The 17,722-nt window shown below is 61.6% G+C and carries 15 protein-coding genes and 1 tRNA gene; 13 read left to right on the top strand and 3 right to left on the bottom strand.

Features of this window, described 5'->3' with window-relative positions:
- Positions 1-5: 5 nt before the first annotated feature.
- Entirely contained in the window at positions 6-266 is a 261-nt protein-coding gene (locus tag KF833_02835) for a hypothetical protein (protein MBX3744222.1), read from the top strand.
- Positions 257-333: transfer RNA gene (locus KF833_02830), tRNA-Leu, on the top strand. Before KF833_02835 ends, KF833_02830 begins: the two co-directional genes overlap by 10 nt.
- 317 nt (positions 334-650) lie before the next feature.
- Here KF833_02830 and KF833_02825 read toward each other — a convergent pair.
- Together KF833_02825 and KF833_02820 are read right to left on the bottom strand one after the other, a co-directional pair.
- Complete coding sequence (locus tag KF833_02825) at positions 651-1,433, bottom strand: hypothetical protein (GenBank protein ID MBX3744221.1); 783 nt, start codon at positions 1,431-1,433, stop codon at positions 651-653.
- 476 nt (positions 1,434-1,909) lie between these two features.
- Positions 1,910-2,461 (bottom strand): sigma-70 family RNA polymerase sigma factor, encoded by a 552-nt coding sequence (locus KF833_02820; GenBank protein ID MBX3744220.1) that lies wholly within the window; start codon positions 2,459-2,461, stop codon positions 1,910-1,912.
- A gap of 358 nt (positions 2,462-2,819) precedes the next feature.
- Here KF833_02820 and cadA point away from each other — a divergent pair, with 358 nt between their 5' ends.
- The 9 genes from cadA (at position 2,820) to KF833_02775 (ending at position 13,383) form a co-directional block, all read left to right on the top strand.
- On the top strand, positions 2,820-4,979 hold the full coding sequence (cadA, locus tag KF833_02815; protein MBX3744219.1) for a cadmium-translocating P-type ATPase: 2,160 nt from the start codon (positions 2,820-2,822) through the stop codon (positions 4,977-4,979).
- Between the two features lie 198 nt (positions 4,980-5,177).
- On the top strand, positions 5,178-6,155 hold the full coding sequence (locus tag KF833_02810; protein MBX3744218.1) for a LamG domain-containing protein: 978 nt from the start codon (positions 5,178-5,180) through the stop codon (positions 6,153-6,155).
- Positions 6,156-6,388: 233 nt separating this feature from the next.
- Positions 6,389-7,831 carry a multicopper oxidase domain-containing protein gene (locus tag KF833_02805; GenBank protein ID MBX3744217.1) on the top strand — a complete coding sequence of 481 codons (1,443 nt, stop codon included), beginning with the start codon at positions 6,389-6,391 and terminating at the stop codon, positions 7,829-7,831.
- 155 nt (positions 7,832-7,986) lie between these two features.
- Positions 7,987-8,406: a hypothetical protein gene (locus KF833_02800; GenBank protein MBX3744216.1), complete on the top strand. Its 420-nt coding sequence runs from the start codon at positions 7,987-7,989 to the stop codon at positions 8,404-8,406.
- A gap of 299 nt (positions 8,407-8,705) precedes the next feature.
- Complete coding sequence (locus KF833_02795; GenBank protein ID MBX3744215.1) at positions 8,706-9,533, top strand: aspartyl protease family protein; 828 nt, start codon at positions 8,706-8,708, stop codon at positions 9,531-9,533.
- Positions 9,534-10,469: 936 nt separating this feature from the next.
- Entirely contained in the window at positions 10,470-10,964 is a 495-nt protein-coding gene (locus KF833_02790; protein ID MBX3744214.1) for a hypothetical protein, read from the top strand.
- Positions 10,965-10,977: 13 nt separating this feature from the next.
- Positions 10,978-11,571 (top strand): RNA polymerase sigma factor, encoded by a 594-nt coding sequence (locus KF833_02785; protein MBX3744213.1) that lies wholly within the window; start codon positions 10,978-10,980, stop codon positions 11,569-11,571.
- Between the two features lie 110 nt (positions 11,572-11,681).
- On the top strand, positions 11,682-12,212 hold the full coding sequence (locus KF833_02780) for a hypothetical protein (protein ID MBX3744212.1): 531 nt from the start codon (positions 11,682-11,684) through the stop codon (positions 12,210-12,212).
- Between the two features lie 574 nt (positions 12,213-12,786).
- Entirely contained in the window at positions 12,787-13,383 is a 597-nt protein-coding gene (locus tag KF833_02775; protein ID MBX3744211.1) for a DUF3347 domain-containing protein, read from the top strand.
- Between the two features lie 175 nt (positions 13,384-13,558).
- Here KF833_02775 and KF833_02770 read toward each other — a convergent pair whose 3' ends face one another.
- Positions 13,559-13,891 carry a hypothetical protein gene (locus KF833_02770; protein ID MBX3744210.1) on the bottom strand — a complete coding sequence of 111 codons (333 nt, stop codon included), beginning with the start codon at positions 13,889-13,891 and terminating at the stop codon, positions 13,559-13,561.
- A gap of 640 nt (positions 13,892-14,531) precedes the next feature.
- On the opposite strand from KF833_02770, the gene KF833_02765 reads away from it, so the two are divergent.
- Both KF833_02765 and KF833_02760 read left to right on the top strand, forming a co-directional pair.
- Positions 14,532-14,834, top strand: a complete 303-nt coding sequence (locus tag KF833_02765) for a glycogen-binding domain-containing protein (protein ID MBX3744209.1) — start codon at positions 14,532-14,534, stop codon at positions 14,832-14,834.
- 1,594 nt (positions 14,835-16,428) lie between these two features.
- Positions 16,429-17,664, top strand: a complete 1,236-nt coding sequence (locus tag KF833_02760; protein MBX3744208.1) for a redoxin domain-containing protein — start codon at positions 16,429-16,431, stop codon at positions 17,662-17,664.
- Positions 17,665-17,722 lie beyond the last annotated feature (58 nt).

Raw genomic sequence — 17,722 nt, 5'->3', positions numbered from 1 at the left:
TCGCCATGACGATCACGAAGGACACCATCGCCGACCGGATCGCTGCCTACCTGCATCACCGCATCGGATTGGACGACCTGGTGGGCTGGGCGGAAAACGCGGTGATGGACGGCGAGTTCGATCCGGCCGACGCCGCGAACCTGACCGAGGTTGTTGCCCGAATCGGTGTTGCCGACGTCCGGGCTTTTGGGCTCTCGTGGGAAGATTGCGAAGCCTTGTTGGGCCGGCTCGGCTACTCGGCTCGAGTCGAGGTCGTCGCAGGGTGAATCGACACGACACACCGTCAGGCTCATAACCTGAAGGTCCTAGGTTCAAATCCTAGCCCCGCAACCAATTTCCATTGCACCGCAACGACTTAAGCCGCTGGCCTCCAGCGGCTTCGTCGTTTTCTAGAGGCCAAACCCGCCCGAACCCGGTCTCCGTGAAATCCCCTGCAATTCCGTGCCTACGCGGGCGGAGTTGTGGAACAAAGGTACCGTAAAACCGGGCCGGAACGGCGGCAGGTTCAAGTCGTACTGATAGCCGAGGACGAATCGGCCAGCGCGTGGCGGAGAATATTGGACTTCGGGCGACCGGTCGGCTCCGGTGCGTAGGGCAACGAGGGACGCCTGACGCCGTTTCCTCAGTGCCACTCATGCAGCCTCATCTGCTCAATAGACGATGACATATCCGTCCGTTGGGGAGGCCGCTGCCGCGGCCATGCTCCACGAAGGCAACCCGGTGACGTGCCCTCTATCGCCGACGGGCTTCCCTGCCGAATCGAACCGCTGCCATGCGACGTCGCCCCCTCTCGCCCAGCCAGTCCCCTCGGTCCAAGCCAGAAGAACCTCTCCACGGGCGGTTCCGACCGCTACCGGATGCTTGGGGTTTTTGCCCACCACGGTAGGCGCCACGGGCAGCGACGGCTGCTGACCTTGGAGACTGAGGGCCGACCAGTAGACCCGGCCAGCGGTTTCCCACGCTGCAAGGACCGAAGTCCCTGCTCTGGTAAACGAAGTGCTGCTCATCGGGCAGGCAGCGACTTTCCATGGATGGGTGAGCGCGATCTGGAAATCCAGACCGCCATCTCGCGCGACGAGCAGGAGTTGGTCGCGAAATCCAGTCTCCGAGGCTCCACGGTAAGAGATGAAGAGGCTCCCCCGCCCGTCGGCGAAGGCTTTCATGCCACAGCATCCGCACGCGCCGGTGGCCTGCTCGGTCGCCAGGCGTTCCGGAGCAAAGGATCGGCCACCATCCGGGGAATGCGCGACGAAGACGGCCCGACCCGTCTCGCCTTGTGTGTTTCCCGGTTTGGGCGCGTGCCAGGTGACGTAGACGTTTCCCCGGCCATCGGCTGCCACGGAACCACCACCGTCCAGTCCTCGCGCGTTCGTGATGACATCGCGTTCGGCTTCGAACGCGGTGCCGTCATCGTTCAGGCGCGTGTAAAGCATGGGCGCCAGCATGTGGTCGCCCCCCTTGGGGGGAGGTCCGTTCCACGCCACATGAACGCGCCCGTTCTCACCAATCGCCAGTTGGCCGCCTCGAATCGTCCCCACCGCCATGGCGCTTGCAGCCCGACCGTTGACGCGGAGCGACCTGCCGAAACCCGCATCACCGCGAGATTGGCGGGCGTAGAAGAGATCCCCGGCTGATGCGTTCCCCTTGAAATAGAGGAGATGGAGGGTGCCCTGAGCATCGGAGGCGATTTGGGGCTGGATTCCTCCGTCCGGGACGCGGACGAGGGCGATCTCGCTTTCCGCACGGGCCCGGGCCGCCGATGCGTGGATCAGAATCAGGATTACGGCGCAGATGACTGCCCGTTCGGGCCGACGGGACGCGGAGTGATTCATGGTCTTCGCCTGGGAGTGATGGGGATTATGCACGGGACGTGGGTGCCCGACCTTGTTCCCCGAACATGCTACGCGCGTCAGCCGCTATGCGAGCCATCCCCGACGTCTCCGCATGTACAATCGAGGCAGCCGTGCTTGCTGCAGGCTTGGCAATTCCTGGACAGCGCATCGCGAAGGTGGCGGCGCGCTCGGTGCAGGCGGACGGTTAGGTTGTTTCGGGTCAATCTCAGATCCTGGGCGACAAGGCTGGGCTCCTCGCCCCGAAGATCAATCCGTTCGACGAGTTCGCGGTACGTCTCCGGCAGGGCGGGAAGCAGCCGCTTGAAGCAGGCACACAGAACCCGTGCGTCGCTCGGGCTCGGTGATTCCGCAAGCCCTTGTTCGAACTGATTCAACGCCCGCGACCCCGCGGCGCGCCGTCGGTACAGGTCGATGATCGTCCGGCGCAGGATGCGATAGAACCACGCTACCGTGTGCTCGCCGGCAGCCGGCTTCTTGTCTGCCCCCAACGCCTTCAATAGGCTTTCCTGCACGAGATCCTCGGCCAGGTGGGGATCGCCGACCCGCTTCCGGGTGAATGCGACGAACGTCTCCAGGTTCTTCAGGATCACCTCGTTCATCGAATCCATGATGCCGAACCTCGCAGAATGAACGCGTTACGCCAAGGAGGTCGCGGTTCAGCGAACGTGTGTAATGATTCAACGTCGGCTGCGTTAGCCGGTGTGCATGTTGAAAACCGAACCCACCCACCGGGAAACCGAGAAGCCGTCGTGCTGCGGCGGCTACTCCCAGCCTCGGCCGCAGGCCTCCCACCCGCACTCCGCCGAAGGCCATGACCACGATCATCCTCGGGCGCAGGACCACAGACATGACCCGAGCCACGCCTATGAAGTCCCCGGCGTCACGCCTTCCCCAACCGCCAAGTATTACTGCCCGATGTGCCCAGGCGTGGAGTCGGACGAGCCTGGCTCGTGCCCCAAGTGCGGCATGGCCCTCGAACGCAATCCCGCTTGGAAGCCCGTTGGCAAGGTCGTCTACACCTGCCCGATGCATCCTGAGGTGGTGCAGGATCACCCTGGAGCCTGCCCCAAGTGCGGCATGGCGCTGGAGCCGCAGACGTTGGTTCCGGAGGCCGAGGAGGACGACTCCGAGCTCCGCGACATGACGCGTCGGTTTCGCTGGGGTGCGGTCCTGACGCTGCCCGTGTTCGTGGTGGCGATGGCCCATCTCGTCCCCGCGTGGCGGCACGCCGAGTGGGCCGTTGGGGAGGTATCGCGTTGGGGCCAGTTCCTCCTGACGACACCCGTCGTGGCTTGGGCGGGATGGCCGTTCTTCGTGCGAGCCTGGCGCTCGCTGGTTCACCGAAGCCTGAACATGTTCACCCTCATCGCCCTGGGAGTCGGCGCGGCTTACCTGTTCAGCGCCGCGGCGATGCTCTTTCCGCAGTGGTTTCCTCCCGGCACCGGGCACCCCGGCAAACCCGCGCTCTACTTTGAGGCCGCCGCGGTCGTCACTGTGCTGGTGCTGCTGGGCCAGGTGCTTGAGCTTCGCGCCCGGCAGCGAACGGGAAGCGCCCTCAAGGCGTTGATTGGCCTGTCACCAAAGACCGCGAGGCGCGTCACACCCGAGGGCGACGAGGAAGTGCCGCTGGATGCCGTGAAGCCGGGCGATCTGTTGCGCGTGCGACCGGGGGAGAAGGTTCCGGTGGATGGAATCGTGGTCGAGGGGCGCACGTCCATCGATGAATCCATGCTGACGGGCGAACCCCTGCCGGTAGAGAAGGAGCCGGAGGCCAAGGTCTCTGGGGGCACACTCAATACGACGGGCGGCATCGTGATGCGTGCCGAACGCGTGGGCGCGGAAACGTTGCTCGCGCGCATCGTGGACCTCGTGGCCCAGGCGCAGCGCAGCCGGGCCCCGATTCAGTCGCTGGCCGACAAGGTGGCGGCTTGGTTCGTCCCAGCAGTGCTGGTAGTGGCTGCTGCCACGTTCGTTGCATGGATGGCTTGGGGACCGGAACCTCGACTGGGGTTCGCCATCACCAACGCGGTGGCCGTGCTCATCATCGCCTGCCCATGCGCGCTCGGCCTCGCCACTCCGATGAGCGTGATGGTGGGTGTGGGACGCGGGGCCCAGGCGGGGGTGCTCATCCGCAACGCGGAGGCGATCGAAAAACTGGCCCGCATCACCACCCTCGCGGTCGACAAGACCGGCACGCTGACCGAAGGAAAGCCACGACTGGCGCAGGTACTACCCGCCGACGGCTTCTCCGCAGACGAGGTTCTCGGCCTGGCGGCATCGCTGGAGCAGGCGAGCGAGCATCCGCTGGCTCACGCCGTCACCCTGGCCGCGAAGGAATCAAACATCCCGCTGAGCGCCCCGACGGGGTTTCAGTCCCTGACCGGGGGCGGCGTGTCCGGCACGGTCGATGGGCGTCGGGTGATGGTGGGCAAGCCAGAGTTCCTTCGGGACAGCGGGGTTTCCGGAGTCGATTCACTGGAATCCGTTGCCGCCCCTCTTCAGGCCGGCGGTGCGATCGCCTTGTTCGTGGCGGTGGATGACCATGCGGCCGGCACCTTGATCGTCGGTGATTCGATCAAGCCGTCCACGCCCCGTGCGCTCGATGAATTGCGGCAACTGGGCGTTCGCGTGGTGATGCTGACCGGCGATCATCCACGCACCGCGGGTGCGGTGGCGGACAGCCTGGGCATCGCCAGTTACCACGCGGGCATGACGCCGCAGCAGAAGCACGAACAGGTACTGGCCCTCAAGGCCACCGGCCAAGTCGTCGGAATGGCGGGTGACGGCATCAACGATGCGCCGGCCCTGGCTGCGGCAGACGTCGGCATTGCCATGGGAACCGGCACCGACATCGCCATGGAGAGCGCCGGCGTGACTCTCGTGAAAGGAGACCTTCGAGGCCTTGTGCGCGCCATTCGGCTCGGACGGGCGATGATGTCCAACATCCGCCAAAACCTGTTCTTTGCTTTCCTCTACAACGCACTGGGGATTCCCATCGCGGCGGGCGTGCTGTTCCCGATCGTGGGGGTGCTGATGAGCCCGATGCTCGCCGGCGTCGCCATGAGCTTCAGTTCGGTCTCCGTGATCGCCAACTCGCTCCGACTGCGGAATGCCAGGTTGGGATGACCGTTGTTTCACTGCCGCCCGGTGGGAGGCGTTCCTGTCGGCCAACAGATGCGCCAGTACGGAGATGGTCGAACAAGTCACCCGAGGGATTTTGCGGCGACAGACGTATGCGTTACCAGAGAACGGGAGTCCTGCCATCAACTCTTTCGCCTTCGGGGCTCCCGCCTCGCGTCGCCAAATCCGAACCCAACCATCTCGATGATCCTCAGATCAGCAATCCGTCTCGTTGCAGTCATTTTAGGCGTAGCCGGCTCCGGTATCTCTCAAGCCCAGCCCGCCATAGGCCGGATGGCGAATGGCCTGGTGGCCTATTACCCGATGCACGGGGACGCCACGGAAGCCACAGGCCGTGGGATGAATGGGATGCTCATGGGCAGCCCGCAGATGGCGACCAACCGTTTCGGGCAGCCGATGCAGGCCATGGCATTCAACGGAGGGATGGATGGGATGATGTTGACGAATCTGGACGTCAGCACGATGACCAACATGCAGAACTCGGTCTCCTTCTGGATGAACTGGAACGGGCAGATGGGGAGCTCGACGGTTTCAATGCCGTTCGGATGGGGCGACGCCGACAAGCCTTCCTGCCTGCTCTTCGACAGTTCCGACGGCGGTCGGTTTGGATTCAGCGGGGGCATGGGTGACGTGTATGGGATGGGCTCTGGCATGATGCCCACCAACAGTTGGATGCACATCGCCGCGGTCTTCAAGAACGGGGCGAGTTCCGAATCCCAACTGTACGTTAATGGCCAGCCCATGGCGGGGATGATGTCGATGTCCGGAATGCAGGGGGGAATGATGATGTCGGGTTTTGCCAGTTCGATGGCTTTTGTTGGGGGCTCCAATGGGCAAACGGCCACGGCCTATCCATTCTTCGGCATGATGAGCGACCTGCGCATGTATGACCGAGCGCTGAGCCCGGACGAGGTCAAGGCACTCTACCAGATGGAATCCGGCGCGCAGATGCGGTTGGTCCCGGGACCCGTCACAGGGAGCGCCACAATGGAGATTGCCTCCATGATGATGGGATGGATGTTCCAGTTACAGTCGTCCACCGACCTTGTCCGTTGGGTTGATCAGGGAACCATGATCATGCCTGGCAATGGGGGCATGGCGACGATGAACATGAGCGTGAGCGGACCGGCGATGTTCTGGCGAACCGTGGGGCAGCCGTAGTGCCTGCGTGTCTCAACTTCCATCTCTTGCCGCCTCCTGCAATGAACAGACGCCGTTTCCTCGGGCGCGGATTGAAGCTTACGGGGCTCTTGGCTGGCACCGGCCCTTTGTTGACCAGACGACTACGCGCCGCGGTGTCACCTCGCTCGGGCAACGCCTTGCGGATGCCCCCCTTGTGGGCAGGCGATTCCCTTTCGGTGGCCCGAGCCCAGGCTGCGATCTGGCCGGGCTCGTTGACCGACGTTCTCGCGATCAACGGATTGGTTCCGGGGCCGACGATCCGTGTCCGGCGCGGTGAGGACTTCTCGGCGCGCATCCTGAACAACCTGGACCAACCGCTGGTGCTGCACTGGCATGGTATTTTGGCCCCAGAACGGATGGACGGGCATCCGCGGGATCAGGTCGCCGCCGGGAGGAGCTATCAGGTGGGCTTCCCGGTGACCCAACGCGGCGCCACCTGCTGGTACCACTCGCACACCGACGGTCTGACCGGGAAACAGGCGTATGCGGGCGTTGCGGGTCTGTTCGTCATCGAGGATCCGGCCGAGGAATCCCTGGGCCTGCCGGCCGGCGATCACGATGTCCCGCTCGTTCTGACCGACAAGCGGGTCAGCGCCGAGAAGCAGATCGTCTACGCGCCCTCCATGATGGATCTGATGTCCGGATACTTGGGCGACGTGATGCTCGTCAACGGAACGCCTGACGCCTGGCTTTCGGTAGATCGTGGGCTCTACCGCTTTCGGCTGTTGAACGGTTCCAACGCTCGAATCTGCAAGGTGGGATTTGCCGACGGCCATCCCTTCCAGGTCATCGGCACCGACGGCGGGTTGCTCCCGGCCCCGGCGGACGTCGCTTCGGTGATGCTCGCGCCCGGACAGCGGATCGAAATCCTCGTCGATTTCTCCGGATACACGGTCGGCTCCTCGTCGGTGCTCCGGAGCCTGCCTTTCGCCGCAGGCGGCGGAATGTCGATGGGGGGGCCAGCACAAGGTTCTGCGCTGGACCTTATCCGGGTATTCGTCGACCGGCTTTCTACGGGCAACGCGCAGGTTCCGAAATCGCTGGGGCCGTTTGCGGCGCTGTCCGCCGCCGATGCGAAGCGCACGCGAGTCTTCACGCTGGCGATGTCGGGAATGGTTCACACAATCAACGGCCAACTCTTCGATATGCAGCGGGTGGACTTCAGCGTGCCGTTCGGTGACGTCGAGATCTGGGAGTACCGCAACCTCGGTGACGAGCCGCACCCGATGCACGCCCACGCCGGTCAGTGCCAAGTGTTGAGCCGGAGCACGACGGCGGTCCTGGCTCCGGAGGACGCCGGATGGAAGGACACGGTGTTGGTGAACGCGGGCGAAACGGTGCGCATCCTGACGCGCTTCGACTCGCACGCGGGGGTCTTCGTTCACCACTGTCACAACCTGGAGCATGAGGACTCCGGGATGATGCAGAATTTCGAAGTTCTTAGCGCGCCCAGCCTAAAGATCGAGCGGCAAGGCACAGAGGTCCGGCTGTCGTGGCCGGAGGCGGCGACAGGTTGGGGTCTGGAAAGCTCTGCTAAGGCGTCAGGGGCACCGTGGGAATCCTTGACCGCAACACCCGGGATCGTCTCTGGCCGTTGGACCGTCAACGTTAACGAAGTGGCGGGCGTTCGATTTTATCGACTTGCGAAGTCATGAATTCTGCAGCGGAAATTGAAGGCGGATGTCGCCTGCTTCCATCGCGGTGGGCAGCGGCGAAGGTTAATCCGAGGGGTCGGTGTACCGCCGGCGTATGCTTGAAAGGACGCCGGATGCATCGCACCATATTCCCTCTGACGAACCTGAAACACCACATGAACATCTCTCGCAAAACCATCCTCCAAATCTGGGCGGCGGCGCTTCTCGTCCTCGGCCTCTCGGCGATCAACGCCACGGCGGCTGAGAAAGGCGCGGAGCGCCTTCAGAGCCTGACAAAGGTGTCGACCTATGGCGACTTGGAGAACCTGAAGCCCGGTGACAAGTTCGTCATGGTGTGCGGCAAGTGCCAGACCGTGATGATGCACACGGTCAGCAAGAGCAAGGGACGCGACATCCCAACCATGACCGCGAAGCACCTCTGCTCTGGCTGCAACTCAACCATCGAAACGGTCGGCCACGGCAAGGGCAAGACCGACAAGATCAAACACACGTGCTCAGGTTGCGGCGATGGCTCCGTTTTCTGCTGCTCGACCTCAAAGGGGGGAAAGGCCACCGAGGGGATGGAGAAGCACTGAGGCACCGAACCCGGGTTCAAGTTGGGACCGGGAGCCGATGTTCCCCTGAGGGCGTCGGCTCCTTTTTTCTATCGACCCCGATACCGCTGATCGTCGGGGCGGTTTACCGTGCCAGAGGCGGAATAAGGGCAATGCTCATGTTCCGGGATGTTCAGCGTGATCAAGAAGCGCCAACTTCTCCCGATGCCGGGACTGAGAGCGAGGTCGCTGGGGCCGAACCTCCCCAGTTTTTTGGCGAGCGAACGCCCTGGTGCGGATTTTGCTTCCTGGGTTAGGTGTGTCGATTGTTCTGCGCCGCCTTGGTGCTTCTCGCCCGATGGTCGCAGGCTGACCACCGTCCGATCGGGGATTTTGAGGTTCCGATACATTTTCGCGAGGGGCTCATTTGGCTGGCGGTAGATCTGCCTCTGAGCGGGGGAAAACTGAATTTCCTTCTCGATTCCGGATCGAGTGCGAACGTCGTCAGCATCGAAACCGTCCGCCGTCTGGGATTGCCGCTGGGGGGAAGGGTCAATGTCGCCGGAGTCGGGAAAACGGTGACCGGGTATTGGCCTATGCAGATGACGACATCGCTTGGCGGCCTCAGACTGCCCGGAGACTTCCTGGCACTTGATCTGAAGAAGCTATCGAAGGCATGCCAGCGCCCCGTGGATGGGCTGGTCGGGGCCGATTTCTTCCGCGGTCGCGTTGTGGAGATTGATTACGAGGAGCAAAGGCTACGGATCCTTAACGGGCTTTCTCCCAGTGATAAGAACCATTTCATCCCGTTGGAATCAGGTCCCTGTGGCTTCTGTGTGGCGGTCAGCGTAAATGGAGGCCGTCGACAACCGGTCCGTGTCGACACGGGCTGTGCCACGACGCTTCAATGGGTCATCCAGGGGGCGCAAACTCGGCCACGACACGGCACCCAGGCTGTCGGCCTTTCAGACCTTTTAATACCGCAGACGATGACCAGCGTCCGCGTTGGCGACCGCTGCTTCGATACCGTACCCACGGGGCTTCACTCCAAATCCATCTTCCCGGGCGAGGCGGGCCTCCTCGGGAACGGGTTTCTCGCGCAATTCGGAGCCGTTGCTTTCGACGCGGGCTCCGGGCGTCTATGCCTCGGTCGCGTCCGAACGCCCTAATCTCCAAGTTCTTGGGCTTCGGCTGATCTCCCCATGTTCGAGGGGATCCCATGACTTGTCCCAGCGGTCTTCCCGCGCCTCGCCGGCCCTGAGGGATTGGGGAGTTCGTGTCGTACTTAAGGTAGGAACTCGAACTGCGATTCATCGCACACTGAAACAAAGTCACCGACATGAAGAGCACCCTCGTCCTTGCTGCCGTTCTCATTGCTCTTGCCATCACCACTGCCACCGCTGCGGACGAGGTCTTTCTTTCCCCAAGGGCAAGGGCTCAGGCGGACTCCCTCCGGAGGGTCCCGGTCACTCGCACCGAACCAGACCTGCTCAAGGACCGTCCGGTTGGAAACGCCAAACTGTGGGCGTTGCGGCAATCGCTTCGCAAAGCGCCCAGCAACGGTCCGAGCGTAGACCTCGTCCATGGGCCGCGCCCCCTCATGTCGCCCAAGGACCCGCGTTACGAGGCAGCGCTTCGTGAACTCAGTCGACGACAATTCCAGGTTGCTCCCTTGAAGTAGGTACACCGAGATAGTAGATCCCGAAAAGGCTAGCGAACTGAGGACAGCCCCAATCAACCCCGTCACGATTGCTCCCATGAACTCCCGCATTCCGCCCGAGAACGACGCCGCAATGCGCGCGCTCCTTCAAGAGTGGCAGCCCAGATGCCAACTGCCACCGCGCTTCCAGGAAGACGTGTGGCGACGTATCGCGCACGCGGAAGCCAGATCCTCATGGGCCTCCAGGATCAATCAGGTGCTCACGACATGGCTGACGGACAGGCTGCCACGCCCGGCATCCGCCATCGTGTACGTGGCCATCCTCCTCGTAGTTGGCGCAGGTGCAGGTCTTAGCGAGGCGCGACAGGAGACTGCCCGCGTCCACGACATTCTTGGTGCGCGCTATGCCCAGGCGGTAGATCCGTACCAACTCCTCCCCTGAACTATGCGACGCGGGATCCTCACTATCATGATGGGGTTGGCTGCGGCGTTGGTGGCGTACTGTTGCGTCTATGCCCTCGGGACGGCTACTCCACGAAGAATGATGCGCAGTGGTCTGCCGGAGCTTGCCTGGCTTAGGCAGGAATTCAACCTGACACAGGAGGAGTATTCACGCGTCACCCAGCTGCACGCAAACTACCTTGGCAAGTGCAGGGAGCGGTGCATGCAGATTGAGAAGCTGGGTGTCAGGCTCTCGAAAGCTCTGACTGAAACAAGAGAGGTGACGCAGGAGATCGAGAGCATTCTTCAGGAGCGCGCCCAGACCCGCGCCCTCTGCCAGGTTGAAATGCTCAGACATTTTTTCGATGTGAGCCGGACCATGCCGCCGGATCAGGGCGATCGGTATCTGGCATGGGTTCGTGAAAACACATGCCTCCGGGAGCAGCCAATGGATCACGGCGACGGGCCCTCCGCCGCAGCGGTGCCGCCCGTCCATTGACCATGGTCCCCCGATGAAACGCCCAGACTCGGACGATCTCGACATTGCTGATATGCAACTTCTTGCGAGTGGTCGGGAGGGTGCGCTCGACAATCTCATGGATCGCCACGCCGAAAAACTTCATCTGTATCTGTTTCGCTGCCTGCAGGATGAGGAGGATGCGGCGGACTTGGCGCAGGAAACATTTTTGAGAGTTTATCAACACCGTGGCCGCTATGACTCGGCGCGGCGGTTTTCCACGTGGCTGTTCGCCATCGCCGCCAATCTCGTCAAGGATCGCTTCCGTTGGCGCGTGCGCCATCCTGTCGACTCGATGGACGCGGACCACGAAGCGACGGGCGAGGGCTTCGCGCAGAACCTACCGATCGAGGGCCCGTCCCCGTCTGAGGACCTGCAGCACCAGGAGCGAAGTCGTGCGGTCCTCCGCGCCATCAGCAATTTGCCGGACGAACTGCGCCAGCCGCTGATTCTGGCCGAATACGCGGAGCATTCGCAGGCCGAGATCGCCGTAATCCTCGGTTGCACCGTGAAGGCAGTCGAGACGCGCATCTACCGAGCACGCCGGCGGCTTCGTGCCGACCTCATAGACCTGCTGCCTGTGCTATAGTCCTCCACTCGAGCCCCCGGTAGCATTGAGGGATTGTTCCGCAGACGGCGTAAACAGATGTGGGGCCACTGCCGAGGCCGCCCAAGCCGATCGTCAAATTATCGCAGCCTATGACAACCATCCTCCGATCCAACCTCATCACAAGCCTCACCATGGCGCTGGCATTTCAACTGCTTCGCGCCTCGGTCGCGGCCGAGGCGCCTGCATCTGCTAAGACCAAGCCCTACCCGCTCGCTACATGCGTTGTCTCCGGGGAAAAGCTTGGCGGTGCGATGGGGGAGCCGCACGTGTTCACCTACCAAGGCCGGGAGATAAAGCTTTGCTGCAAGAGCTGTCTCAAGGACTTCGAGGCAGAGCCAGCTAAATTCGTCGCTAAGGTCGATGAGGCCACAAAAAGGGTGAAGCCCTACCCATTGGCCATCTGCCTTGTGTCGAACGAGAAGCTGGGCGGCGACATGGGGGAGCCACTGAGTCTGGTCTTCGAGGGGCGGGAGATCAAGCTGTGCTGCAAGGACTGCATCAAGGACTTTAACAAGGAGCCGGCAAAGTTCTTGAGGAAGCTGGATCAGGCTCTCAAGAAGCAGCCTAAAGCGGGAGTGTCCGGCATCCCCGCCGCAGGTCAAAGCCCTCACTATCACTGAGGCGCGGTTGGGCGTTGCTGAGGCCGCGGCCTTCGTTTCTGAATCATGAACCCCGACTATTCAACGGGTGCCGACCGGGGTGAGGAGGTGTGTGTCGTTTGCGGGAAGTGCCTACGCCCAGGCGAGGCCCTTGCCAAACTGCCGTCAGGCACAAGCAAGTTGCCGATCTGCTGCCCCTTATGTTTGGAGGCGTATCAACAGGAGCCGACACGGTACCTCGAACAGCTTGCGAGACAGACCCTACTCCAGGAACTACGCCGGTCGATGCAAACCCCACAGCGCGGGGGCTCTTGTGAGCAGTAGAATTACGCGGCAAAGCGCTACCGAGATCCTAGAGTTCTCCCTCCTCTCGGCCGGCAAAAGGATCTTAAGAGCCTCGTTTCTCGATCAGGAGCGGGCTTTGGCGGACTCCTGAAAGCCAATTGGCAGCACCCGCAAACGAAACGCTGCCAACTCCGGTCAACAATGGGGGTGTGTGCGGTGCCGGCAGAGGGATTTCAGTTTTCGAGACGTACTGGAAGAGGGATGGGGCAAACCCCATTTCGTATCAAGAGGGGGCGCAGCAATGCGCCTCATGAAAGAAATCCGCATGACGACATTTCAAAGCTCGACGAAGACGATCCTCGCGACAGTAACCGTGGTGCTCTTGACAGCGCATCCCCTGATGGGCGAATCCTGCGGGGGTTCTTGTTGTGGGAGCCGTCCTGCCTCGCCTTCGGGTGAATCCGGAGTCCACCTGGGCCACTCTGTGACGCCATCCCTGGCGGTCGCCTCGGTCCCGGCCAATCTGGAGGGAGCGGCCAAGGCCGTGTTCAGCAACTACCTCACGATCCAGGCAGCTCTGGCGAACGATTCCTTGGACAAGGTCGGCACCAGCGCCGAGTCGCTCGCTAAGGCAATCGGGAGCGAGGGTGGAAGGGCCTTTCCCAAGGAAATTGCCGAGCAGGCTGAACGGCTTGCCCGAGCAAGGGATTTGGGAGCCGCTCGCAAGGCCTTCCAGATCTTGAGCGAGTCCTTGGTGCGAGAGGTCAAGGCAGGGAAGGTTCCGGCGGGAACCTTCGTTGAAGTCTACTGCCCGATGGCCAAGTCAAGTTGGCTACAGATGGACACAGTGGTTCGGAATCCATATTTTGGCCGGGCGATGCTGGATTGTGGTAGGGTTAAGACTTGAGGAGCCCAAGGGATTTCGGCATGCGGACCATCACCCGCGGCACCTCGACGTGTTGCCCAGCACACGGACGGCCTCGCGACTCCAGGCACAACAGGTCTGGTCAGTCTCAAAGAGTAATTGACGAACGCTCGGATGCCTCGTCGCAGGCGGTTTATCCTCAGCACCACTCTGCGCGTCAATGGAAGCTATCATAACGCATGCCTCTTTCACTCCAAAAAAGATACGAGGCTCCGTGTGTTTGTAAGTACCGCTTTGGTAGTGGTTCCCGCATGTAATCCAGCGTGATCTCCTGGTCTGCATCGATTGCCACGCTAGCAACCACTTGTCTGCTTTGGATATCAACCAAGGCATTCGGTCGCAAATCATGGTTGATGAAATAGTAGAGCGTTCGCCGCTGCCGCACCAGCAACTCATGCTCAGAGATGGCATTCCACTCGCTTGCTGCCAGGCCTTCCGGATCGTAATGAAAGCTGGTGACAGGTATGATCTCGCCGTCTTCCAGACTCATGAAAGGCTCACCGGCCTCGATTCTCGTACCTGCAAACAACCCCGTCCCATGAATGGCACTGAGTCGCGTCTTACACTTGGGAGCATTGTTGAGGACAGGCCCGTATCTTTGCATGCGGGAGTCTTATCGGCAGGGCAGGCGAAGAACTGAACTGAACGTCCTGCGATCCGCCATTCCCCGGGTCTTGATTACTCAATTCACTGGGGTATCTAGCTTTCTGCGCGTGCCTCCATCGCTGTGCGTCCGATCTGCCGAGCGGCGCGGCGGCCCATGCGATTGCTGCATGCTACCGCTGTGGTCATCCGCCTGCACGTCCATCACATGGGCGGAAACGAACACTCGATGCTGAGACGGGACTGAAGTCCGTGCGTTTTGGACGACTGGGCCGGTTCCCAGGGCCACGCTCGGTGGCAGGACCATCTTGTGCAGGATTCTGTGGCACAAGGGCCATGGCCCACTAATCGCTTCGCAGCAGCGTCATGGATCCGGCCCGAGAGGGTTTGTCTACTGTTGGTCGTACTAAGGAATGGAGCGCGCGTCATGATCTACCGGATCGCAATTGATGTGTTTAGGGAAATCCGGTTCGAGGTTCCAGTGTGTCTCCACAAAACAGAACTAGCCCACGGAAAGTCCTTGAACTATGAGAAAAAGCGACAAGCCGAAGAGAGGTCTCGGGAACACGCGACAGGTGCGCTTGGAACTGTATCGTCCCGAATCTCGCGAAGTGTTCATCGCAGGTTCATTCAACGACTGGCAGGTGGCCGCCTCGCCCCTGAATCATTTGGGCGAGTCGATCTGGGTTGTGGATCTGTGCCTGGCGCCAGGGCGCCACGAATACCGCTTTATAGCGGACGGCGAGTGGATTGACGACCCCAACGCGAAGGAGATCGTGTCGAATCCGCATGGGGGATTCAACTCGATCCTGATTGTCGAGCCTGTGTAAGGTGAGAGCAAGAGGGTTGCGGCCGTTGCCGCTATGCTGTTCCCGTTCCGCAATGGGCGTCGAATTCAGGTCCTCTCTCCCCGCGTCGCGGTGCTGTTCGTAGCAAATTTTTCGCACTTCCCGTCCGCCTTCGAGGCGCTGTCTGCTGAGTCGGCGCAGGCCAATCCAAGATGAACACAGAGCAAGGGATGGTGAGTCGTTGACAAAAAGTGGCCGAGGAGCTGGCGGGTGCGCTGACGTATCACGAATAGACACCAGTCAAAGCCGGTGAATCGCACAGAAACCATCAACACTCAGGAAACATGAATGCATCCATTACTCAAATCGGAGCGCTCGCAGGCCTCCTTTCTTCGCTCCTGCTGCTGCCCTTGAATAATGCATTGGGTCAGGTGCCGGAGACGCGCTCAGGAAAAGGCGGCGCCATGCTGCTCATGAGGCCATGGAAGCCAGTTTCAAGATCGGACTTCCAACGAATGACTTGCCCCAAGTGCACGGACACCTTGGTCGCGCTGAAACGGAACGAACCGACGAAGGGAGCGGGTGCCAAGGCTCTGATGGCAGGAGGGGTTCCGACATCGTTTGTCCCAAGGCACAATTGCGACGGTTGCAGTGTCGTCTGGTCCACAACCGGGCACGGCAAAGCCAAGCTCAGTGTGGCTGAACACAAGTGCGAGTCGTGCGGCTCGGAAATGGCCGATTGCTGTAACACTCGGAAGAGCAGTGCAGTCGCCACGAAGGGAATGGAGAAACCGATTCAGGTTGCTCCATTGAAGTAGCTGTGACGTCCGAGCCCAAATGAGATTTGAAAGGCCTATACATGCTCGGCGGTCTTATTGCAGCGATCTGACTCCCACTGGCGGTCCTCGTTTGTCTGGGAGTGTGCGCCGCCACGGCGCGACCGACGCCCGAATCCAAGGGGATGGAGGCGCCGCGGTGTCAATCCCGGGGCCGCGCGGAGTCTCGATGCAGAGGGGCGCTCGCGAATGGGGACGATTCAGGTTTTGTGTAGCACTCGTTCTGGTTTCCTTTGCGGTTTCGTGCGCTTCAACGGTCGCGAGTCACCCCAATGGTTACGGTGAGACGGTCAAAGGGGGCCAGAAATTGATCGAGCTGATTTAGGGAAGGTGAGCAGACCTTTGGAGATATCTATGCGCGACACACCGATACGCACGAGACAACGGCTCAAGTGGTTGGGCTGCACATTGTTGTTTGGGCTGGTGTTCGCCACCCCGGGGTTTGCGCTGCCGCCACTACAGCACGCCGTCCGTGGCGTGATCCAAAGTGTGGGCTTCGCAGAGGGGATTTTGGTGCTGGCGGACCCGAGCATGCGGGAGGAACGGATCTATGTTTGGAACTCGCGCACGAGGTTCAAGATTAGCGGAACGAGGTGCACGGCGTCCGGGTTGGCTCCTGGAATCTCCATAAGAGGCTATTATCGGATGGAAAGTGGCCGGTTCGTCTTGCGCGAAGTGCGGTGGGAGGGGCAGCGGAAAGAGGATCAACTTGGGGATCGCTCGCCATGATGAAGGTAGGTATCAACGAGAGTGCAGACGTTGGGACGGTCTTGGCTCGACGTAACCGGAGGGCTGCACTCGTGCTGGCCGTCGTCGCCGTCCTGGCGGCCCTGTTGGGTGGCCGCGTGCAGCGGTGGGTAGTGTCGGTTCTTGTCTTGCGTTCGGATGCTCCATCTGATGCGGCAATCGCGGCAATTGCCGAGGCGGAAGGGTATTCGACAGCTGTGCTTGGCCGGATCTGGCTGTCCGGGGCCACTTCGTCACGGTTGTTTGTAATGGACTACCTGAGCCACTCAGCGACACGAGCGCCAGCAACGCCCGAAGGTCTTCAGCCGCTAATTCTTGAGGCCGTCCGCGATTTCGATCCAGGGGTACGGGAGATGGGCTTTACTCTCTTGGGGTCGCACAAGTACCCGGATCTGCGGCGCCTTCTCCACGAACAACTCGCGGACCCGGATGCGGCCCTTCGCGTCCTCGGCCTTCAGCACCTTCTTCCGATGGCGAATTCCAATGATGTGGCGATCGTGTGGCCCCTGTTGAATGACGAGGATCCGAGAGTCGTCGTGTGTGCGGCCACAGTCCTGCGCCGGGTGACCGGGCAGGACTTCGGGATTCGCCTGAGCCAGGCGTTGCCCCGCTTCGCCGCCTTCGGGGATGCCCCGCTGCCAAATCCGGATTGGGCTGCTATTCAGCCTGGCCGGGACGCTCTTGACGCCTGGTTGCGTGGCCATCGGGCGGAGTTCCCCAGCAGCAGCTTGGCCCTGCCCGCCGGACCGTTGCCGGTCCGCCAGCCGCCGTTCGACTTCTCGTTGGAAGACCTGGCTGGCAGGCGCATACGTCTCTCGGCGTTACGCGGCAAGACGGTAGTGCTGGCCTTCTGGAATGCTACCAATCAGATTACGTTTAACGATGCAGCTACGCTTCGATCGATCTTGGCGAGACGCGGAGATCGCCTGGCGGTTGTGGCGACTGACGTGAGTTCGCTGGCGGACCATCACCATGAGGACGGCGACGATCATGCAGCCGACGAGATCGAACCGAAAACCAGCACGAGGTGCCACGACGGCCCAAGCGCCGCGGCGAGCCCGAGCATCCAGGTGAAGACGGTTTTGCCCGATGCTGCGAGTCAACTCGTGCCTGGCCTGAACATGGTTTTCGACCGCGAGGGCCGACTGGCTTCTCGCTTCTCGGTGAACGAGCTTCCCAGTTATGTGATCTTCGACGCCGAAGGGCGCCCTGTCCGGCGCGTCACGGGGAGCCGTACCAGGAAGGCGTTCGAACGGATGATCGGCGACGCCACGATTTCACGCCATTAGCCAGGGGCTGCCGGTTCCACCAACGGACGGTGAGGGGTTTTGGGCCTCGCGGCGTATC

The sequence above is a fragment of the Verrucomicrobiia bacterium genome (genome assembly GCA_019634625.1).
Lineage (GTDB): Bacteria > Verrucomicrobiota > Verrucomicrobiia > Limisphaerales > CAIMTB01 > CAIMTB01.
The sequence above is the reverse complement of the archived record's forward strand: the minus strand, read 5'-3'. Positions and strand labels throughout refer to the sequence as shown.